General features: G+C 70.6%; 13 protein-coding genes and 1 pseudogene. 7 read left to right on the plus strand and 7 right to left on the minus strand.

Going from position 1 to position 21006, the window contains the following annotated elements; all coding sequences use genetic code 11:
• Positions 1–613 (minus strand): GNAT family N-acetyltransferase (locus ACFV9G_RS21870; protein WP_378729829.1); only part of this gene is annotated, 613 nt, incomplete at its 3' end.
• 308 nt (positions 614–921) lie between these two features.
• On the opposite strand from ACFV9G_RS21870, the gene ACFV9G_RS21875 reads away from it, so the two are divergent.
• Positions 922–2166 carry an ABC transporter substrate-binding protein gene (locus ACFV9G_RS21875; protein ID WP_378729831.1) on the plus strand — a complete coding sequence of 415 codons (1245 nt, stop codon included), beginning with the start codon at positions 922–924 and terminating at the stop codon, positions 2164–2166.
• Between the two features lie 176 nt (positions 2167–2342).
• Here ACFV9G_RS21875 and ACFV9G_RS21880 read toward each other — a convergent pair whose 3' ends face one another.
• On the minus strand, positions 2343–2813 hold the full coding sequence (locus ACFV9G_RS21880; RefSeq protein ID WP_357337197.1) for a hotdog fold thioesterase: 471 nt from the start codon (positions 2811–2813) through the stop codon (positions 2343–2345).
• Between the two features lie 103 nt (positions 2814–2916).
• On the opposite strand from ACFV9G_RS21880, the gene polA reads away from it, so the two are divergent.
• A complete protein-coding gene (gene polA, locus ACFV9G_RS21885) occupies positions 2917–5604 on the plus strand; it encodes a DNA polymerase I (RefSeq protein ID WP_378729834.1) in 2688 nt (895 codons plus the stop codon).
• Positions 5605–6008: 404 nt separating this feature from the next.
• Here polA and ACFV9G_RS21890 read toward each other — a convergent pair whose 3' ends face one another.
• Positions 6009–7250, minus strand: a complete 1242-nt coding sequence (locus tag ACFV9G_RS21890) for a lipopolysaccharide biosynthesis protein (protein ID WP_378729878.1) — start codon at positions 7248–7250, stop codon at positions 6009–6011.
• Between the two features lie 177 nt (positions 7251–7427).
• Here ACFV9G_RS21890 and ACFV9G_RS21895 point away from each other — a divergent pair, with 177 nt between their 5' ends.
• Both ACFV9G_RS21895 and ACFV9G_RS21900 read left to right on the plus strand, forming a co-directional pair.
• Positions 7428–9116 (plus strand): hypothetical protein, encoded by a 1689-nt coding sequence (locus ACFV9G_RS21895; protein ID WP_378729836.1) that lies wholly within the window; start codon positions 7428–7430, stop codon positions 9114–9116.
• A 20-nt stretch (positions 9117–9136) separates the two neighbouring features.
• Entirely contained in the window at positions 9137–9292 is a 156-nt protein-coding gene (locus ACFV9G_RS21900) for a hypothetical protein (protein ID WP_160024268.1), read from the plus strand.
• 85 nt (positions 9293–9377) lie between these two features.
• On the opposite strand, the gene ACFV9G_RS21905 is transcribed toward ACFV9G_RS21900, so the two are convergent.
• The gene (locus ACFV9G_RS21905) at positions 9378–10535 is read right to left on the minus strand and encodes a glycosyltransferase family 4 protein (RefSeq protein ID WP_378729838.1); all 1158 of its coding nucleotides are present in this window, start codon (positions 10533–10535) and stop codon (positions 9378–9380) included.
• A gap of 135 nt (positions 10536–10670) precedes the next feature.
• Here ACFV9G_RS21905 and ACFV9G_RS21910 point away from each other — a divergent pair, with 135 nt between their 5' ends.
• Complete coding sequence (locus ACFV9G_RS21910) at positions 10671–11456, plus strand: class I SAM-dependent methyltransferase (protein WP_378729840.1); 786 nt, start codon at positions 10671–10673, stop codon at positions 11454–11456.
• On the plus strand, positions 11423–15712 hold the full coding sequence (locus tag ACFV9G_RS21915; RefSeq protein WP_378729841.1) for an alpha-(1->3)-arabinofuranosyltransferase family protein: 4290 nt from the start codon (positions 11423–11425) through the stop codon (positions 15710–15712). Before ACFV9G_RS21910 ends, ACFV9G_RS21915 begins: the two co-directional genes overlap by 34 nt.
• Before the next feature lie 20 nt (positions 15713–15732).
• Here the strand turns inward: ACFV9G_RS21915 and ACFV9G_RS21920 are convergent.
• Together ACFV9G_RS21920 and ACFV9G_RS21925 are read right to left on the minus strand one after the other, a co-directional pair.
• Positions 15733–16794 (minus strand): annotated as a pseudogene (locus ACFV9G_RS21920) (acyltransferase family protein); the annotation flags it as partial.
• Positions 16794–18704, minus strand: a complete 1911-nt coding sequence (locus ACFV9G_RS21925) for a hypothetical protein (RefSeq protein ID WP_378729843.1) — start codon at positions 18702–18704, stop codon at positions 16794–16796. The pseudogene ACFV9G_RS21920 and the gene ACFV9G_RS21925, both read right to left, overlap by 1 nt.
• A 110-nt stretch (positions 18705–18814) precedes the next feature.
• Between ACFV9G_RS21925 and ACFV9G_RS21930 the strand changes: the two genes are divergently transcribed.
• Positions 18815–19768: a DUF3068 domain-containing protein gene (locus ACFV9G_RS21930; protein WP_378729845.1), complete on the plus strand. Its 954-nt coding sequence runs from the start codon at positions 18815–18817 to the stop codon at positions 19766–19768.
• A 90-nt stretch (positions 19769–19858) separates the two neighbouring features.
• On the opposite strand, the gene ACFV9G_RS21935 is transcribed toward ACFV9G_RS21930, so the two are convergent.
• On the minus strand, positions 19859–20659 hold the full coding sequence (locus ACFV9G_RS21935) for a class I SAM-dependent methyltransferase (protein ID WP_378729847.1): 801 nt from the start codon (positions 20657–20659) through the stop codon (positions 19859–19861).
• Positions 20660–21006: the final 347 nt, after the last annotated feature.

Consider the following 21006-nt stretch of genomic DNA (forward strand, 5'->3'; position numbering starts at 1 on the left):
CCGGGGCCCTGGCCGTCGGTGGACAGGCGACGGTATGCGAGCGACGCTGGGAGCGCCGGGCGGCGAGCAGCTCGCCGACGGCGCTGGACTGCTTCGGGCCGCGCTGCAGGCGGGCGGCGTGGGGCAGGGCCCGGCCCAGGACGTTGAGCCGGGAGCGTACGACCGCGGTCGGGGCCACCCGCATGACCGCCTGGGCGCCGAGGCCGATCCGGGCGAGGAACCGGTTGCCGTCACGGCCACCGGCGGAGGCCGCGGCCGCGATCGTCCTGACCCCGCGCTCCTCGGCGAAGGCGACGGCCGACTCCATCAGCATCCGGCCCACGCCCCGGCGGCGGAAGCTGGGAACGACGTGGGGCGCGAAGATCTGCACCGTCGGCTCGAGGTTGAGCGGACCGAAGGTCGTCGCGCGCACGTAGACCGCCCCGACGGGTTCGCTGCCGCACTCGGCGACCAGGAGGCGCTGGTCGGGGGAGGCGTCGGCGGCGCCGATGATCGTCTCCAGGTCGCCCAGCTGCTCCTGGGCATCCGCCATCCGCAGCGAGTCCTGCCAGATGCCGAGGAGGAAGAGCGCGTCATCGGCTCGTGCCTCTCGCATCGTCACCGGCACCCTCATCGAGTCCGTCCTCCAAGGGCGCCGTGCGTACAGATCATCACAATTCCTCCACGATCGTGGCTGTTCCCGGGCGGAATCGGGTTTCCCGAGTGATCATGTCACCACGGCCCCGACATTACGGAGCCGATGATGGCGGCAACCCGGGCAATGATGCCATGGGGGAGATGTAACGGATTGGTGAAAAGACAGGTCCCTCGGGTGATTCACCCTCCGAGCGTCTCTAATGTGTCTCCGCAAGGTCCGACGTGAGCCGGGCCAGCCCATACGAAAGAGGGACTAAAGCAGTGAACTCATCATCCTCTACCTGGATGAAGCTGACCGCAGGCGCCGGCGCCTTGGCGCTCAGCTTCACCCTCGCCGCCTGTGGTGGCGAGACCGCTTCCGAGGAGCCGGAGACGAAGGCCGCAGCCAAGGGCGACGGCACTCTCACCATCGGGCAGCTTCTCCCGCAGACCGGCAGCCTCGCGTTCCTCGGCCCGCCCGAGTTCGCCGGTTCCGACCTGGCCATCCAGGACATCAACGCCGCTGGCGGTGTGCTCGGCAAGGACGTCGTCCCTGTCGTCGCGGACTCCGGTGACACCACCTCCGCGATCGCCCCCACCGAGGCCGACAAGCTCATCGACGCCAAGTCCGACGTCATCGTCGGCACCGCGTCCTCGGGCGTGTCGATGACCGTGATCGACAAGATCATGTCGTCCGGCACCGTGATGTTCTCCCCGGCCAACACCTCGACCGAGTTCGACGAGGGTGACTTCGCGAAGGCCGACCTCTACTTCCGCACGGCTCCGTCCGACATCCTGCAGGGCGCCGTCATGGCCAACCTGCTGCTCGAGGACAAGCGCACCAACGTGGCGATCCTGTCCCGCCAGGACGCTTACGGCGAGACGCTCGCCAAGGAGGTCAAGGCCAACCTCGAGGGTGCCGGCTCCAAGGTCGCCACCACGGCGTTCTACTCCGAGGACGCCACCTCGTTCGACGCCCAGATCAACGAGATCGCCGGCGCCGGCGCGGACGCGGTCGTCGTGATCGCGTTCGAGGAGACCAAGAAGCTCATCCCGCAGCTCATCGCCGCGGGTGTCGGTCCGGCCAAGCTGCCGACGTACTTCGTCGACGGCAACCTGTCGGACTACTCCAAGGACTTCACCAAGGGTGAGCTCAAGGGTGTCAAGGGCACCCTCCCGGGCGCCGAGACCACTGGTGACTTCAAGGAGCAGCTGCTGAAGGTCAACCCGAAGCTGGCCGACTACTCCTACGCCGCCGAGTCCTACGACGCGACCATCGTCTCCGCGCTGGCCGCGGTGCAGGCCGACAGCGACTCTGGCGAGGCCATCGCCAAGGAGATCGTCGACATCACCACCGGTGGTGAGAAGTGCGAGACGTACGCGGACTGCGTCAAGCTCATCGAGGACGGCAAGGACATCGACTACGACGGCAAGTCCGGTCCGATCGAGCTCGGCGAGACCGGTAGCCCGACGGCCGCGTCCATCGGTATCTACCAGTACAACGACAAGGCGACCTACGCCCCCGTCAAGTACATCGCCGGCGAGGTCTGAGCCCGAGCCTGCAACCCCTGCGACGAAGTCGCAGGGGTTGCAACGCGAGGGGATCGAGCGAGCGCAGCGGGTGAGCTTGCGAACCCGCGAAGCGGGTCGAGATCCACGCTCGGAGTGACATCGACAACGAAGGGCCCCGGAACCAAGCGGTTCCGGGGCCCTTCGGCGTACGTCCCCTACTGCCCGACGCGCTCCGCGTCGATCAGCGCGCAGGTGATCCGCGAGGTGCAGACCCGCTTGCCGCGCTCGTCGGTGATCACGACCTCGTACGCCGCGGAGGTGCGACCGAGATGGATCGCCGTCGCGGTGCCGGTGACGATGCCCGAGGTCGCCGACCGGTGGTGGGTGGCGTTGATGTCGACGCCGACCGCGAGCTTGCCCAGGGACGCGGCGTGCATGCCGGAGCCGGTGGACCCGAGCGTCTCGGCGAGCGCGACCGAGGCGCCACCGTGCAGCAGCCCGTACGGCTGGGTGTTGCCCTCGACCGGCATGGTGCCGACGACCTTCTCGGCGGAGATCTCCAAGATCTTGACGCCCATCTTGTCGTTGAGGCCACCCATGCCGTGGGGGAGCGAGGCGAAGAACCTCTCGCCGGCGGTCGTGTCGGTCGGCGAGACGGGCTGGTCGGTGGTCGATGCATCGGTCATGGATGCATCGTCGCATGTGCCGTGCGGGGTCGGGACGCGGGGGACGCGCGGGTCTCGACCCCGCGGTCGCGCCGTTGTCGGTGGTCGTGGATAGAGTCGGACCGTGGCTGACGTGACGCGTGACCGACTGCTCCTTCTCGATGGACACTCGCTGGCCTACCGGGCCTTCTTCGCCCTGCCGGTGGAGAACTTCTCGACCGTCACGGGGCAGAACACCAATGCCGTCTACGGCTTCACCTCGATGCTGGTCAATGTGCTGCGCGACGAGACCCCGACCCATGTCGCGGTCGCCTTCGACCTGTCCCGGCAGACGTTCCGGCTGGAGGAATACTCCGAATACAAGGCCAAGCGCAACAAGACCCCCGACGAGTTCAAGTCGCAGCTGCCGCTGATCCAGCGACTTCTCGACGTGCTGCACATCCGCCACCTGTCGCTGGCCGGCTATGAGGCCGACGACATCATCGCGACCCTGGTGACCCAGGGGCTCGAGGCCGGGATGGAGGTGCTGATCCTGACCGGCGACCGCGACTCGCTGCAGCTGGTCACCGAGTCCTCCACGGTCCTCTACCCGATGCGTGGTGTCTCCGACCTGGCGCGGATGACGCCGGAGGCCGTCGAGGCGAAGTACGGGGTCCCGCCGCACCGCTATCCCGAGATCGCCGCTCTGGTGGGTGAGGACTCCGACAACCTGCCCGGCATCCCGGGCGTCGGCCCGAAGACCGCGGCGAAGTGGATCAACACCTACGACGGCCTCGACAACCTGATCACCCACGCCGACCAGGTCAAGGGCAAGGCCGGCGACAACCTGCGCGCCCACCTCGGCGACGTGATGCGCAACCGGCGGCTCAACGCGCTGGTCCGAGACCTGACCCTGGAGGTCGGCCCGGCGGACTTCGGGCGGGTCGAGTGGGACCGGGCAGCGGCGCTGGAGCTCCTCGACGAGCTCGAGTTCCGCGGCGAGATCCGCACCAGGATCACCGACGTGCTCGCTCCCGAGGACGACGTCCCGGTCGACGAGAGCGGGTTCGCTCTGGAGGGCGAGACCCTGGCCCCGGGTGCCGTCGCGACGTTCCTCGAGGAGCTCGGCACCACGTCCGTCGGGGTGCATGTGCGCGGGACCTGGGGTTCCGGCACCGGCCGCGTGGACGGGTTCGGCTTCGCGACGCAGGAGCGGGCTGCGTACGTGGGGGTGGAGGAGCTCACCCCCGAGGACGAGGCGGCGCTGGCGGGCTGGCTCGCGGACCCCTCGCGGCCGAAGATCATGCACGACGCCAAGGGGCCCGAGCTGGCGATCGACGCCCACGGCTGGTCCTTGGGCGGGCTGGTGACCGACACGGCGCTGTCGGCCTACATCGTGGCGCCCGACCAGCGCTCCTACGACCTCGCCGATCTGACCCTGCGCTACCTCAAGCGTGAGCTCAAGCAGGAGGACGACGGCGGCCAGGAGTCGCTCTTCGGCGACGACGAGGTCGGTGGCGACGGCGTCGCCCGGACCTCGATGCTCTATGCCCGCGCCGTGATCGACCTCGCCGTCGAGCTCGACTCGGCGGTCGAGGCCGCCGGCGGACACCGGCTGCTCTCCGAGGTGGAGCTTCCGCTGCTGCATCTGCTGGCGCGGATGGAGAAGACCGGCATCGCGGTCGACACCGAGCACCTCGACGCGCTGGAGCGGCACTTCGCCGGCCAGATGAAGCAGGCCGCCGACGACGCCTACGGCGTGATCGGGAAGGAGATCAACCTCGGCTCGCCCAAGCAGCTGCAGGTGGTGCTCTTCGACGAGCTCGACATGCCGAAGACGAAGCGCACCAAGACCGGCTGGACCACCGATGCCGACGCGCTGCAGCAGCTCTACGTGAAGACCGAGCACCCGTTCCTCCTCGCCCTGCTGCGCCACCGCGACGTCACCCGGCTGCGGGTCACCATCGAGGGCCTGCTGAAGACCGTGCAGGACGATGGCCGGATCCACACCACCTTCAACCAGACCATCGCGGCCACCGGTCGGCTCTCCTCGACCGAGCCCAACCTGCAGAACATCCCGGTGCGCACCGAGGAGGGACGCGGGATCCGCAAGGGCTTCATCGTCGGCGACGGCTTCGAGTCGCTGATGACGGCGGACTATTCGCAGATCGAGATGCGGATCATGGCCCACCTGTCCGAGGACGAGCTGCTCATCGAGGCGTTCCGCTCCGGACGCGACTTCCACTCGATCACCGCCGCGCGAGTCTTCGGCGTCGACCCCGACGCGGTCTCGGTGGAGCAGCGGGCCAAGATCAAGGCGATGAACTACGGCCTCGCCTACGGCCTGTCCGCTTTCGGCCTCTCCCAGCAGCTCGGGATCGAGCCGAGCGAGGCGCGCGGGCTGATGGAGGAATACTTCGAGACCTTCGGCGGCATCCGCGACTACCTGCGCAGCCTGGTCGAGGAGGCGCGGCGCACCGGATACACCGAGACCATCATGGGCCGCCGCCGCTACCTGCCCGACCTGCTCTCAGACAACCGTCAGCGGCGTGAGACCGCCGAGCGGATGGCGCTCAACGCCCCCATCCAGGGCTCGGCCGCCGACCTGATCAAGGTCGCCATGCTTCGGGTCCAGGCCGCCGTCGACGAGGCGGGCCTCTCCTCCCGGATGCTCCTCCAGGTCCACGACGAGCTCGTCTTCGAGGTCGCAACGGGGGAGCGGGAGGCTCTGGAGGCGCTCGTACGCGAGCAGATGGGCTCCGCCGCCGACCTCAACGTCCCCCTCGACGTATCCGTCGGCACCGGCCTGTCCTGGCACGAAGCTGCCCACTGATCGCCGAGGCGTCACCCCGGTCGGCCGAGGCGTCACCCCGGTCGGCCGAGGCGTCACCCCGGTCGGCCGAAGCGTCAGCTGCGTCGGCCGAATTGGCAGTTGTGGCGCACCGAATCGGTAGTTGTGGGTGACGAGACTCCACTCTCGTCGCCCGCCACTGCATTCTCGTCCGCGACTGCTGAAGCGGCTGCCGAGGCGTCAGTTATGGCGTACGAAATGGCGGCTCCGGCGAACTGAATCGGTGGTTGTGGGGGACGAAACTCCATCTTCGTTTCCCCTAGGTGCGTTCTCGGCCGACACAACTGACGTCTCGACCGACACAACTGACGTCTCGACCGACAGAAGTGACGTCTCGACCGACGTAGGCGACGTTTCGGCCGACGCGGCTGACGCCTCGGCTGGGGTCAGGCGCGGTGAGGGGTCTGGTTGAGTCGCCAGAAGGTGACCGCCAGGAGGACGGCGGCGAGGGCGGCGTCGATGCTGAGGACGGCCCAGACGAGGCCTTCGACGGTGGTCTGCATCGCGCCGAGGACGAGGGCGGCGGCGACGGCGATCCAGAGAAGGTACGCCGAGAGCCGGCTGCGCCTGGCCAGGACCGAGTAGACGAGCAGCTGGAGCACGGACAGCACCATGCCGAGGATCGCGAAGACCCAGAGCAGGCCCTCGATCTCGGCGTAGTCGGGGCCTCCGATGAAGATCATCGCCAGCCACGACATCAGCCACGAGCCGGCGATCGCGCACGCGCCCAGCCCGCCGACGAGCGTGAGCGACTTGACCAGCGCGGAGCGGCGGCTGGCCTCGGCCGACATCGATGGGAAGGCGATGATCACCACGAACTGCGGGAGGAACAGCACCGCCTTGGTGAGGATCAAGCCGCCTGCGTACAGGCCAGAGACGTGGTCGGAGAGCACGTTGCGCGCGATCAGGATGTCGACGTTGGAGAGCGCGAAGAAGCCCAGCAGCGCGAACGAGGCTTGGAGCATCTCGACGACGACGGGCTTCACCGGCCCGGGCTTCGCGTGGGCCTCGGCGCGACGTCGAAGCACCCACCATCCGACGATCGCCGGCGCGAACTGGGCCAGCGCGACACCGGCCATGGCGGCGCCTTCGGTGGGGCGGACCCACATCGCGGCGGTGGTGACGATGACCCGAGGGATGCCGAGAGCCAGGTAGACCACCGACAGGCCGAGCCAACGGCGCTCGCCCTGCAGGACCCCGGCCTGACCGCCCATGATCGTCAGCGGCACCGCACACACCGCGACCAGCAGAGCGGGATAGATCGAGTCCAGCCGCAGCACCCGCCACACGAGCGGCGAGGCGGCGAGCATGACGACCCCGACGACGATGGCCGCGCGATAGGTCGCTCGCAGCACCGTCCGCTCGATGGCGCGCTCCTGGCCGGGCGTCTCGGTCACCCGGCGCGACGCCGTCGCCTGCATGCCGAGCTGGACCACGCCGACGACGAGGAGCAGCGACATCATCGACGCGACGCCGCCGTACTGTCCGGGGCCGAGGATCCGCGCGGCGATGATCTGGAAGCCGTAGGTCGCGATGTTGGTGACCATGATGCAGAGGGCAAGGAAGCCGCTGCTGCGGATGAGCGCGGACAGCCTGCGCCGGCGGGCGCTGATCGGGCTGGCGGTCATCGTGGGCACTTGGAAAGCCTAGGGTGCGGCAGGTCACATGCCGGCACCGGCATCCGCCCAGGATCGAATCTCGTTCGCCACAACTGCCGGCTCGGCCGACGTAAGTGACTTCTCGGCCGACGGATGTGACTTCTCGGCGGGGCGGGGATCTAGGGTGGCCGCGTGAGGGATCGGGTGGTGCCTACCGTGTGGGCGGGCGTGCTCGCGGTGCTGATGCTGGGGCCGGCGCTGGGGGCTGGGTTCGTGCTCAGCTACGACATGGTGTGGGTGCCGGATCTCGCGCTGACCCGGGATGTGCTCGGCCTGGGGTCGGGGCTGCCGCGGGCGGTGCCCTCGGATGCCGTGATCGCGGTGCTGGACGAGGTCGTGCCGGGGCTCGCGCTGCAGAAGCTCGTGCTGGTGGGAGCGCTCGTGCTCGCCGGTGCGGGTGCCGCGGAGCTGGTGCGTGAGCGCTCGCTCGCCGCGCGGCTGGCGGTGGTGAGCCTGGCCGTGTGGAGCCCGTACGTCGCCGAGCGGCTGTGGATGGGCCATTGGCCGATGCTGCTGGCCTATGCCGCGGTGCCCTGGCTGGTGCTGGCCGGCCGCCGATGGGCGGCGGCTGAACCGGGCCCGGCCGCGCGCGGCCCGGTGTGGATGCTCCCGATCCTGCTCGTCGGGAGCCTCAGCGCCAGTGCGGGGATCGTGTCGGCCGCGGTGATCCTCGCGACCGGTCTGCGCCGGGGCCGGCGCCCGGTCCTGCTGCTCGCGATGGTCGCCGCGGTCAACGCGCCCTGGGGGGTCGCCGGCCTGACCCACGCGGGGGAGGCGGTGTCGGCCACCGGGTTCGAGGTCTTCGCGCTGCGCGGTGACGCCCTGCCCGCCCCGCTGGCAGCCCTGACCCTCGGCGGGATCTGGAACACCTCGGTCATCCCCGCGAGCCGCGAGGGCTGGCCGGCCTGGGTGGCTCTGGCGCTCCTGGTGGCGCTGGTCGGAGCCGGCCTCAAGCGATGGTGGGCCTGCGACAGCCAACGGATCGCGATCCTGGGGTTGTGGGTCGCCGGGATGGCGATCGCGATCCTCGGCTGGGCCGCACCGCAGACCCTCGACGGCCTCGCCCAGGAGATCCCCGGTCTCGCGCTGATGCGGGACAGTAGCCGCCTGCTTCCGCTGTGCCTGCCGCTGCTCGTCCTGACCGTCGCGGCCGGGGTCGATGCGCTGCGCGAGCGGCTTCGCGGCACCGCGCCCCGATGGGCCGCGGCAGTCGTCCTGGCCCTCGCCCCGATCGCCGTCCTTCCCGACGCCGCCTGGGGTCTCGCCGGCGGCATCGGCACGGCCGACTACCCGTCGTCATGGCAGCAGGCCCGCGCGAGGCTCGCCGAGGAGACGGCACCGGGCGACGTACTCGTCCTGCCCTGGTCCGCCTACCGAGCCCCGGCGTGGAACGATCGTCGTCCCGTCCTCGACCCGTTGCCGAGGATGCTGCCCCGGGCGAGCGTCACCAACGGCGACCTCGTCATCGGCCGCACCGAGATCGCGGGCGAGGACCCGCGCGCGGCAGCGGCCGCCGAGGCTCTCGCCGCACCGGACCCCACCACCCGGGCAGCCGAGCTGAGCCGCCTCGGGATCGGGTACGTCATCACCGACCGCACCGCGGGCGAGGCGCCGCAGGTGGCGGGGGAGACGGTCCACGACAGCGGCGACCTGCTCCTGCAGCGGTTGCCGGAAGAGGCGACCAGGCCGGCGGCGTACACGATCGGCCCGGTGAGGCTGACAGCGGTGGTCCTCGCGTGGGTGGCGTACGGCCTGGCTTGGCTGGGAGCCACAACATCAACAGTTCTGCTACTGATCAGTATTGTTCGCCGGCCGGCTGCTAATGTTCGCGACTAGGAGAGGGAGGTCACATATCCATGGGCAACATCATTGCCATCGTCGCCAGCATTCTTGTCGGCGGCGGAGTCGCCGCAGCGACCATCGTCGGAGTCGTCACCAGCAGCACGGACAACACCGTCGAGAATCCTCCGAGCGTCTCTGAGTCGACGGTTCAGTACGGCACCAACGACTGAACCAGACAAACCCGAAGGAGGCCCGGCGGTGATCCGCCGGGCCTCCTTCCATCTCTACGACATTTTCTACGACTTCCCAGAGCCGTCAGTCCGCGCCGACCACGTGCCCCTGAAGCGTCGAGGCGAGCACGGCGTTGAAGTTCAGCTGGCTCTGCTCCCAGGTGTGCTTGCGGGCGTGCCACCGGGCACCCTCGGCCAGCTCCTTGCGGCGGATCTCGTCGCCGAGCAGGTGGTCGAGCGCGGCCACGAAGCCGGGCTGGTCGTCGACCAGCACCCCGGACTCGCCGTCGTCGATCGACTCGGTCGTCCCGCCCGCGTCGCGGAAGGCGACGGTCGGGGTGCCGTGCTGGGCGGCCTCGGTGACGACCAGGCCCCAGCCCTCCTTCAGCGACGGCAGCGCCATCAGCCAGGACCGCTCGTAGACGGCTTCCTTGGTCTCTTCTGCGACATGCCCCAGCATCTCGACGTAGTCCTCGGCCCCCACCCGGGAGATGTACGCAGCCAGCTCGTCGGCCCACCAGCCGCCGCCCACGATGCTCAGCCTCAGGTCCGGGTAGGAGGCCCGCAGCGCCACCACCGCGTCGACGGCGAGCTCGACCCGCTTGTGCGGCACCAGCCGCCCGACGACACAGATGGAGGGGTGCTCGGTCTTCGCCGGCCGGTCGCTCAGCGCCGGCGCGGCGCCGTTGTGCACGACCGCGACCCGGGCGGGGTCGACGCCGAGGGTAGCCAGCTCGGCCCGGGTGGCGCGGGAGACCGCGACGTACTGCTTGTGGCGGTAGAGCCGCGGCGCCAGCCACGACTCGACCCACCAGCCGACCCGCCCGGACAGTCCGGGGTAGACCACCGGCCACTGCTCGCGGTGGACGTGGTGGACGAGCACCGTGACCGGTGCCCTGGTGCCGAGCGGGCAGAAGAACGGGAGTCCGTTCTGCACGTCGATGACCGCGTCGACGCGGCCGATCGGACCCAGCCGACCCAGCGCCAGCAGCAGCACGCCCCACAGGTAGATGCTGAGCTTGCCGCCGCGGCGTACGTAGCGGATGTCGTCGCGCTCCTCGCGGGCCTGCGCACCGGGATAGGCGGCCGTGAACACGGTGACCCGCGCTCCGGCGTCCACCAGACCGGCGGTGATCTGGTGGAGGTAGTGCTCGGCACCACCGGCTTCAGGATTGTCAGAATCGCGCCAGCTGAAGACGGCCACATGGCTGCCGTTCAGCTGCGCTCCCTCCGTTGCGCGCAAAATTGAGTGCTCCCCTGCAATCTCGCAGTTCCCCGCTGCTGAGCGCTCCCTCCCCAGGGTCACGCAGTTACTGGAGAGTAGGACATTTCGTGACGGAATGCACACCCGTTGGGGTAATCGGTTAGGGTTCCCGCCGTGCCGAACCTCCTCGACTCTCAGCGTGCCGCCTCCGCCGGCGGAGGCTGGAGCGCGACGCTGCGGCGCTCCGTACGCCTCTTCAGCGACTTCCGTGTGGAGCAGACCGATCCCGCGCGCTTCTACACCGCGCTGGCGGCAGACTCGGTCGGCCAGCTGGCCCACTACACCGATGGCGAGACGCTCGAGGGCACGGTCCTGCTCGACGTGGGCGGTGGCCCGGGCTACTTCCGCGACGCCTTCATGCGGGCCGGCGCGACCTACCTCGCGCTCGACGCCGACGCCGGTGAGATGCAGGGCGCCGGGATCGTCGCCGAGGGCAGCATGCTCGGCGACGGGATGCGGCTTCCCGTCCGCACCGGAAGCGTCGACGCCTGCTACTCCTCCAACGTGCTCGAGCACGTCCCGACGCCGACGGCCATGCTCGAGGAGATGCTCCGCGTCACCAGGCCCGGCGGCGTCGTCTTCTGCTCCTACACGCTGTGGTGGGGCCCCTGGGGCGGCCACGAGACCAGCCCGTGGCACCTGCTCGGCGGCCGGTTCGCGCGCCGCCGCTACGCGCGCAAGCACGGCCACGAGCCCAAGAACAAGTTCGGCGAGTCGATGTACGCAGCGACCGCCTCCGCGGGGCTGCGCTGGGCGCGCGCCCAGCGCAGGGCGGGCAACGCCGAGATCCTGGCTGCGGTTCCGCGCTATCACCCTGCGTGGGCGGCGTGGCTGATGCGCGTCCCGGTGGTGAGGGAGGTGCTCTCATGGAACCTCCTCCTCGTGCTGCGAAAGACGTGACCCCGGACCCTCCGAGCGCCACCCCCACCGCCTCCGGCTCCGCTTCGGCCACGTCGAAGCTCAGGCTCGTCGCGTACGTCGCGATCCTGACCGCGATCACCTTCACCCAGGCCCCGGGCCGGATCGTCGCGGACACCAAGTTCGACCTGAGCGCCGACCCGTGGGCCTTCCTGGCTCGCGCGGTGAACATGTGGGACGCCCAGGGGGCCTTCGGCCAGGTGCAGAACCAGGCGATCGGCTATGTGTGGCCGATGGGCCCGTTCTACGGTCTCGGCCAGCTGGCGCAGCTGCCGGAATGGGTGATCCAGCGGCTGTGGTGGGCGCTGCTGCTCAACCTGGCCTTCCTCGGTGTCCTGCTCGTGGCCCGCGAGCTGCAGCTGGGGCGGCCGTGGGCCCAGGTCGCGGGTGCCGCCGCGTACGTCCTGACGCCACGCGTGATGACCATCCTCGGCGCCAACTCGGCCGAGCTGTGGCCGACCGCGGTCGCGCCGTGGGTGCTGCTCGCCGTCATCCGCGCCAGCGGCACCACCACCACCAAGGACCTGGTGCGCTGGTGCGCCGTGGCCGCGCTCGCGGTCGCCTGCGCGGGCGGCGTCAACGCGACGGCGGTCTCGGCGGTGCTGGTGCCGGGCGTGGTCTTCCTGCTGACCAGGACCGGCGCCCGGCGATTCGCCGCGCTGGCGCTGTGGGGCGTGTTCACCGTCCTCGCCACCCTGTGGTGGACGATCCCGCTGGTGCTCCAGGGCCGCTACATCCCGCCCTTCCTCGACTACATCGAGACCGCCGCGGTCACCGCCTCGACCACCGGCCTCCTGCCGACGCTGCTCGGCACCTCCGACTGGGTCGCCTACGCCGACCCGCTCTACTACCCGGCCGGGCAGAGCCTGCACGCCACGCCCTACCTCGTCCTCGACGCCGCCGCCGTCGTCGCGATCGGGCTCGCCGGCCTGGCCGGGGTGGGCCGCGCGCGCCGTCACCCCGAGACCAGGTTCCTCATCGGCTGCGTCCTCGCTGGTGTCGTCCTCGTCGGGATCGGCTACACCGGCGCGCTGGCCGGCTGGGGCGCCGAGGCCCGCCAGGACCTCGTCGACGGCGCGCTGGCCGCGGTGCGCAACAGCCACAAGTACGACGCGGTGCTCCGCCTCGGGCTCGCCGCCGGTGTCGTGCTCACCGTCGAGACCATCCTCTTCCGCGCCGAGCTGGCGCGCGCCTCCGGGACGGCCACGAAGGCGGCCCAGTGGCTCAGGAGGGTGTTCGTCATCGCCGTGGTGGCCGCGCTGGCCGGCCTGGCGGTGCCCTGGGTGCGCGGCCAGGTGCCGCCGCCCGGGTCGATCGAGAACGTCCCGGCCTTCTGGGCCGACGCCGCCGACTACCTCTCCGAGAACGACGACGGCGGCGTCACGCTGGTGGTCCCGGCCGCCCGCTTCGGCGACTACCTGTGGGGCAGCACCCACGACGAGGTCCTGCAGCCCTACGCCGACTCCCGCTGGGCCGTACGCGGCGTGGTGCCGCTGGCCGAGCCCGGCAACGTCGTCTGGCTCGACCGGGTCACCGAGGAGATCGAGCGCGGCACGCCCAGCGCGGACCTCGCGCCGATGCTGGCCAAGGCCGGCGTGACCCGGCTGCTGGTACGCAACGACCTGCACTGGGGCACCACCGGCGCCCCGCCGCCCTCCCTGGTGCACGCCACCCTCGCCCAGTCACCGGGCCTGACCCGGGCGGCTAGCTTCGGCGCCGAGTTCGGCAACACCACCTACCACCGCGAGAAGGGCACCCGGGTCCTCGTCGACGGTGGACTGGCCGGGGAGTACCCCCCGATCGAGATCTACGAGGTCGACGACGCCACCTCCGGCGGCACCCTGATCCCGGCCAGGACGACCGTGATGGGCGACCCCGGCGAGCCCGCCAGCGGGGCGCCGGCGGTGCTGACTGCCGACGACACCCGGACCTCCGCCGACGGTACCGAGGAGAGCGCCGACGTCATCCTGACCGACGGCCAGCGTCGGCGGACGACCCTCTTCTCCGGCGTCCGCGCCAACTCCTCCGCGACCCGCACCGCCGAGGAGGGCGTCGACTCCGACCAGCCCGAGAGCTTCCACCGCTACCTGGAGGACCAGGAGCGCTGGCAGAGCACCATGGTCTGGCGTGGGGTCGAGGCCGTGGAGGCCTCCAGCTCGGCGGCGACCCCCGCGGAGGTCCCGGTCGACCGCGGCCGGGCGCCCTCGGCGGCCCTGGACGGCGACCCCGACACCGCGTGGCGCACCGAGACCGGATGGGACCAGAACCCCGAGGGCGCCTGGTTCCGGGTGAGGTTCGAGGACGAGACCGACCTCGGCAAGGTCACCGTCACGATCCCTGCGAACGTCGTCGGGGTCGAGCGGCTCGAGCTCGTCGCCGGCGCCCAGATGCGCAAGGTCTACGCCCCGCAGCCGGGGGAGGAGGCGACGTACGACCTGACCGGGTTCAGCGCGCGCAACCTGACCATCACCGCCCGCGGAGCCACCGCCTACGGCCCCTGGGGGATCAGCGAGCTCGACATCGAGGGCATCGAAGCCCAGCGCCTGGTCGCGCTCCCGGTGCCGCCGCAGGACGCCACGATCCGCAAGATCCGGCTCGGTCGCGACGCCGATCGCAGCGGGTGCATCAGCCAGGACGGGGTGCTCTACTGCGAGCCGTTCCTGGCCGGCACCGGCGACGACGGAGACCACCTGGACCGGCTCATCACCCTCACCCGCGGACAGACGTTCGACGTCACCGGGACCGTGTCGTTGCGCCGCGACCACGCCTACGCCGCGGCCGCCGCCGAGCTCGCGGGTGTGGACATCACCGCACCGAGCAGCGGAGACATCGCCCAGTCGGCGCTCGCGATGGCCGACGGCGACGAGGGCACCTCGTGGCGTGCGCCGTCGACCGACCCGGCCGACATCACCCTCCACCTGCCCGAGCGGCAGCGGATCAGGTCGCTGCGGCTCCTGGTCAACGAGGCCGCCCCGGTCAGCATCCCCAGCGAGGTCGAGATCACCGACCTGCGCCGTCCCAAGCGCACGGTGACCCGCGAGGTCGACGCCGACGGCGACGTCGCGGTGCCCAGCGGCTGGCGCACCGACCGGCTCCGGATCCGGATCACCGAGACCGACGCCGCCTACGACCAGCCTTCGAGCAGGGCCGACGCGACCGAGCTTCCCGCCGGCATCTCCGAGCTGGAGGTCAACGGCCGTCCGCTCGGCGACGGGACGCTCCGGGCCGGCTGCGCCGAGGGGCCCCACATCCGCGTGGGGGAGCGGGTGCTGCGTACGTCGCTCAACGGGTCGCTCGCCGACCTGCTGCGCGGCGGCGAGGTGCCCCTGAAGGTCTGCGGTACGGCCCCGATCAACCTGACCGCCGGTGAGAACACGCTGCTGGCTGATCCGGTTAACGCCCTCCGCGTCGACAGCCTCGAGCTCAGTGCGGAGGTGATCGCGGACGCGGAGTCCCCGGAGGCGGTCGAGGTCGAGCGCGACGAGCGCGACGCCGCGGTCTCGGCGACCGTCTCCGCCGAGGCCTACGACCGGGTCCTCGTGCTCCCGCAGAACATCAACCCCGGCGCCACCGCGACCCTGGAGGGCAAGGTCCTGCGCGCCCAGCGGGTCGACGGCTGGCAGCAGGGCTGGATCGTGCCCGCCGGCACCGGGGGAGAGGTACGTTTCGGCTTCGCGCCCGAGGACACCTACCGTGCCGGGCTGATCGCCGGTGCCGGAGGCGCGGCGCTGGTCCTGGCGCTCGCGCTGGTGACCTCATGGCGCCGCCGCGGCACCCCGCACAGCCTGGAGCTGTTCCCCGAGGCCGCGCCGTGGCGCTGGTACGACGGCGGCGTGCTCGTCCTGGTCGCCGGTCTGCTCGCCGGCTGGTGGGGTGCCCTGGCCGCTGCGGTCGCCTGGCTGCTGCCGCGCGTGACCGGCCGCCGGCCGGGCCTCGTACGCCTCCTGGCCGCCGGGTCGGGAGCAGCGCTGCTCGCCGGCGCTCTGGCCGTCGAGATCCTCCCGACCGCCTGGGACCTGCCCTGGGACCCGCCCGCCTGGACGGCTCAGGCGCTCTCGCTGGTCGCGCTCGTGCTGGTCGCCGCGGCCGCCTCGGTGACCCCGGGCTCGGAAGCAGACTCGGAAACAGACTCGGAAGCAGGCTCAGCCGCGGCCTCGGCCTCGAGGCGCCGTTTCGGCCTGCGCCCGGAAGGACGCCAGCCGCGCAGCCGCATCGCCCGGCGCTCGAAGAGGATGTAGGACAGCGCCGCGATCGGGATGGTGACCGCCAACGTCATCGCCAGCACCGTCCAGAAACGGTTGTTGAAGGTGCCGAACCCGAGCAGCTCCATGCCCATGAGCAGCACGAACATGTGGATCGAGAAGACCCCGTAGGAGATCTCGCCCAGCGCGCTGGGCACCGGACCGGCCAGCCAGCGGCGTACGGGCCCGTCGAGCTCGGGCCCGAAGACCAGCGGGAAGATGACGCACACCGCGACCGCACCGTAGAGGACGCACTTGAGCGCCGACTCGGCCGGTGTCGGCGCATCCACCAGCCCGGTCGGGCCGGTGATCGGCGTGCAGGCGGCCACGAAGAGCCCCAGCGCCAGCAGCCACCACCCGGCCAGGTCGCGCGCCGCGGCGTCCAGCCGCGCGCGCATGCCCGGGTCGACCGAACAGGCCGCCAGCGCGGTGCCGGCCAGGAACCACGGCAGGTACGCCGGCAGCCACTCGGCCGCGAACGGCTGGTCGAACCACGTCCGGGCGCCGGCTGCGAACGCCACGCCGCCGATCGAGAGCAGCAGGCACAGGACCAGCACGCGGCGTAGGTCCAGACGGTCTCGCGGCGTCAGCAGCCGCACCACCAGCGGCAGCGCGAGGTAGAAGGCGACCTCGGTGCACAGGCTCCACATGTGCGCCAGGCCGTAGGCGTGGGTGTCCTGGGTGTAGATCTGGGTCAGGGTCAGGTTGGCGATCCAGCCTCCGAGGCCCACATCGGAGTTCGCGGGCGCGGCGATCAGGCAGACGGCCACGACCACCCAGTAGAGCGGCAGGATCCGCAGCGCCCGCTTCCACAGGTAGCGTCCGGTGCTCGGCGGCGGAGCTCCGGCGGCGCTGGCGGCGAACCACGGCCTGGCCAGCAGGAACCCGGAGACCACGAAGAAGAGCGCAACGCCGAGGTCGAAGTGGGCGAGCATCGCCCCGGTCCAGCCCTGCGGGTAGCGGCCGGTGTGGAACGCGACATGGGTCAGCACCACCATCAGCGCCCCGACGGCGCGCAGCGCGTCGAGCGTGAGGAACCGGCGATCCAGTTCGATTCGGGCTCCGTTTCGGTCGGCCATCAGCCGTCCTCCTCAGGCCCTGAGATCGGGTCGCCGAACGGCACCACGCTGCCGACCTCGATGCCACCCAGGCACGGCTTCGACCCCGGAGTCAGGCTCTGGAGGCCGATGGTGTCGAAGCGTCCCTCGCCCGTACGCAGGTAGAGACTGCGGAACCCGGGCTCGATCTCGACATCGTAAGAATGCTCGCCGGCGGTCACCCGCATCCGGCCGGCGTCCTCGGCGGCAGCCACGTAGGCGACCCGGATCCACCACCCGGCGCCGTCCACGCCACCGTCGAGGCCCACCTCCAGCGGTGTCTGCCGCACCCGCAGCGGGCACTTGTCCAGGCTCGGCGTCGGGTCGACGGCGCCGACCGAGCGTCGCTCGGGGTCCACCAGCGCCGGCCGGATGTGACCGTCCTCGTCGACCAGGTAGAGGTTGTCGGTGCTGGCCTTGGGGAACGCCATCTTGTCCGACAGCGGCCGGAGCACCCGACTCACCTGGTTGTAGGGGTAGGACGCGCCCCAGACCATCCACTCGGGCACCGGCCCGTCGGCCATCGGCAGCGGCTCCTCGACCTCGGCCAGGTCGGCGCGGACGGTGTCGACGTAGCGCCGGGTGTTGTCGTCCTCGTGCCAGCCCTGGGCGTAGGAGTAGGACGAGAAGAGCCCCAGTGCCGCGACGATCGCGGTCACGCCGGCGACGCGCTTCGGCACGTCGAGGAAGGGCGAGGTACGCGTCGGGGTGAGCGTTTCCACCGCCCCGCGCAGCGGCAGCGTGGCCAGCGCGAGGGCCATCGCGGTGACCGCGATCGTGTCGGTGAGGTAGCGGTAGGCGAGGGCGATGTCGGCACCGACCCCGCCGGCCCGGATGGCGGTGATCAGGGCGATGTCGATGACGAGGATCCCGCCGACCAGCCACCACGCCCGCAGCGCGATCGAGCGGGTGCGGGCGAGCTCGTAGGTCAGCAGCGCCAGCACGCCGACGGCGAGCACCGAGACCACCGCGCCGGGCTCGGCCCAGCCGGCCGAGTTGCCCTCCAGCCACGTCCAGCGCAGCGGCCCGCCGACCACGCCCGGTGCCCACGACTCGAACAGGAACCGCTGGGCGACCAGGGCGAACCCGTTGGCGTCGGAGGCTCCCGATGCCTTCGACGATCCCGCGCCCAGCGTGAGGTAGGCGACCACGGAGCCGATCGAGACGACCCCGTAGAGGAGCACGCCGGGCAGGTAGCGGCCCAGGATCGTCCGCAGCCGGGTCAGGATGTCACCGCTGGCGAACCAGCCCAGCGCCAGCACGGCGTAGGGCCAGAACAGCAGCATCGCCTTCTCGCCGAAGGCGATGGCGGCCAGGGTGATGAGCATCGTCAGCAGGGCCCAGCCGAACCGCCGCGTACGCAGGTAGTTGAGGTGTGCCCACGACCCCCAGAAGATCGCGGCGAGGAACGGCAGTTGGGTGATCCCGGGGCCCCAGGACAGGAACGCCGGCAGGCTGATCGAGCTGAACAGGAACAGCGCCAGCGGCGGCAGGATCCCGCGCCGCTTCCCGAACGCGGAGCAGAGGAAGACCAGTGCGCCCAGGTTCGCGATCGCCTGCAGCACGAGGAGCTCGGCGGCCGGGTAGGCCCAGGCGTACGGGTCGAGGCTGAAGTTGTAGGACGTCAGCGCGAACGCGCCCGGCATCAGGTGTCCGGCGAAGCCGTGGAAGAGCAGGTCGCCCGAGAGCCCGTCGGACATCAGCTTCGACATGAAGTTGGCATCGTCGAAGCGGTACCACGACCCGCTCAGCGCCCAGGCGCGGAAGCCGAGCTGGACGGCGATCATCGCCAGCGCTGCCGCGAGGACCTTGCCCGGCGTGGCCAGGAAGCCGTCGCCGGCCGGCCCGTCGGCGGGCTCGGCAGCGGTGGAGGTGGTGTGGGGAAGTGACACGAAGAGGAAGTGTCGCACAGTGGTTTGTGACCCGTTGCACACCTCTCCCGGTATTGCTGCTACGGTTCGCGGATCGAGGGGGGACCCGAGGCCTTGGGAGGGGCAAAAACATGCGAAGAGTGATTGGTTACGTCTTCTTGCTGGTCGGCGCGTTTGCGCTGGTCGCTGCCGCGGTGGCGGGATTCTGGGCCAAGGACGCCGCTGCCAAGTTTCCGCTGAATGTCGACTCGCGCACGGTGCTCGAGGGCACGGCCAGCGGTGCACAGGCCAAGTCGGATACCCCAGTTCCGGTGAAATACGTCAACGTGACCAAGGCTGACCCGGAGGCGTCCACCGATGACGTCGTCGTGCTGATCGAGGTGGCCTGCATCGTCGTCCAGGAGGATGACCCGGCCGACTGCGTCGACCCCGACACCGACCCGCGCGCGGTCAACATCTCCAACAGTGCGTACGCCCTGGACCGCAAGACCGCTGAGCCGGTCAAGGACCAGGCCAAGTACGTCGGCGAGGAGTTCGCGACCGAGGGCATGACGGGCTACGTCGCGAAGTTCCCGTTCGGCACCGAGCGTCACGACTACGAGTACTGGGACGACACCCTCGGTAAGTCCGTCGTCGCCACCTACGTCGACGACGTCGAGGTGGAGGGCGTGAAGACCTACCAGTTCGAGGTATCGATCCCCGCGACCGAGGCGACCCTGAGCGAGGGCGAGTCCGAGGGCACCGAGGACGACACGATCGGCACCTACGAGGGCGCCCAGACGATCTACGTCGAGCCGACCACGGGTCAGTACATCGACCAGACCGGCTCCCAGAAGGCGGTCGCCGGCGACACCACCGTGATCGACATCGAGGTCAGCTACTCCGACGAGACCGTCGCGAAGAACGCCAAGGACGCCAAGGCCAACATCTCCAAGCTCAACCTGATCGGCACCTGGATCCCCGTCGTCGGCCTCGTCGCCGGCCTGATCTTCCTGCTGATCGGCCTCTGGCTGGTCCTGCGCGGCCGCAAGCCCAACGGTGGCTCCCACGCCTCCGCCGACGACAAGACGCTGGTGGATGCCTGAGGCTCAACCCACACAGGCGTAGACGTTCGCGGGCCCGAAGGCTGACAGCCTCCGGGCCCGCGCTCGGGTTTTCGTCGTAGCCGGCCCTGTTCAGCTGCTGGTCAGGTCGGCACCGAAGATCGCGGTCCCGGGGGTCAGCAGGCCCCTGGTCCGTGACCAGCCGCCCCAGACCCGCTCGTGGTCCTCGGGCCACTCGGGCTCGACCAGGTCGGTGATCTTGAACCCGGCACCGGCCAGCAGCGAGACCCAGTCCCCGATGGTGCGGTGGTGCTCGACGTAGGACACCTTGCCGGTCTCGTCGTCGACCTCGACGTACGGCGTGCGGTCCCAGTAGGACTGCGCGGCGATCAGGCCCTCGGGGCCGGGGTCGTCGGGGAACATCCACCGCGTCGGGTGGGTGATCGAGAACGCGAAGCGGCCGCCGGGCCGCAGGACGCGGGCGGTCTCGGCGATCGCGTGGGCGATGTCGCTGACGAACTGCAGCGCTCCGAAGGAGCAGAAGACCACGTCGAAGGAGCCGTCCGCGAACGGCAGGTCGGTCGCGGTGGCCTGCACCGCCGGGACGACCACGCCGGTCTGCTCGTCGAGGCGCCGGGAGTGCTGGAGCTGACGGCCCGAGAGGTCCAGGCCGATCGCGCGCCCGCCCTGGGTGTTCACCCAGCGGGAGCACTGACATGCCCCGGAGCCGAGCTCGAGCACGTCCAGGCCGTCGACGTCGCCGAGGATGCCGAGATCGGCCTCGGTCAGGCCCTCCGGGCCCCAGACGAACCCGGCCTCGCCGAGGAACGGTCCATGGGTCGCCTGGTACTCGTCGGCATAGCGGTCCCAGTCGGGGCCGTTCGCGTGCCGCGACTCGGCCTCGCCGACCGTACGCCTCTCGGCTCTGACCACGGGGCCGGTCGTTCCGAAGGTCTCGATCGCGCCGAAGCGATGTCCTGAGCCTGTCGAAGGGGGATCGATGGGCGCCTCCGGTCGAACGACCGGGCTGATGGCTTGGTCCACCCCTACAGCGTAGGCCCAGCGCGGTGACGTCGACAGTTGGACGGAGCCTGTGGCGGGAGCGTAGGCTAAGAAACTGCGTCTGAAGTCTGCCCGGGTCCCAGACCTAGTGGACCTTGGCTTGCTACCTCTACCGCCGGTTCGCGCAGGGCGACGAAGCCTGTTTGTGCTGGTGCCGGTGAGGGGCTGCCGACCCGAGACTTGAGCCGTGTGTGACCCGACGATATCTGTCCACCCAA

Origin of the sequence: Nocardioides sp. NPDC059952 (assembly GCF_042730435.1) — a bacterium.
GTDB lineage: Bacteria > Actinomycetota > Actinomycetes > Propionibacteriales > Nocardioidaceae > Nocardioides.

Bases quoted from the DNA above. Each gene is read 5' to 3' on its own strand.
- ACFV9G_RS21875 (WP_378729831.1), top strand. From the start codon at position 922: ATGAAGCTGACCGCAGGCGCCGGCGCCTTGGCGCTCAGCTTCACCCTC.
- ACFV9G_RS21880 (WP_357337197.1), bottom strand. From the start codon at position 2,813: ATGACCGATGCATCGACCACCGACCAGCCCGTCTCGCCGACCGACACG.
- ACFV9G_RS21890 (WP_378729878.1), bottom strand. From the start codon at position 7,250: ATGACCGCCAGCCCGATCAGCGCCCGCCGGCGCAGGCTGTCCGCGCTC.
- ACFV9G_RS21900 (WP_160024268.1), top strand. From the start codon at position 9,137: ATGGGCAACATCATTGCCATCGTCGCCAGCATTCTTGTCGGCGGCGGA.
- ACFV9G_RS21915 (WP_378729841.1), top strand. From the start codon at position 11,423: ATGGAACCTCCTCCTCGTGCTGCGAAAGACGTGACCCCGGACCCTCCG.
- ACFV9G_RS21930 (WP_378729845.1), top strand. From the start codon at position 18,815: ATGCGAAGAGTGATTGGTTACGTCTTCTTGCTGGTCGGCGCGTTTGCG.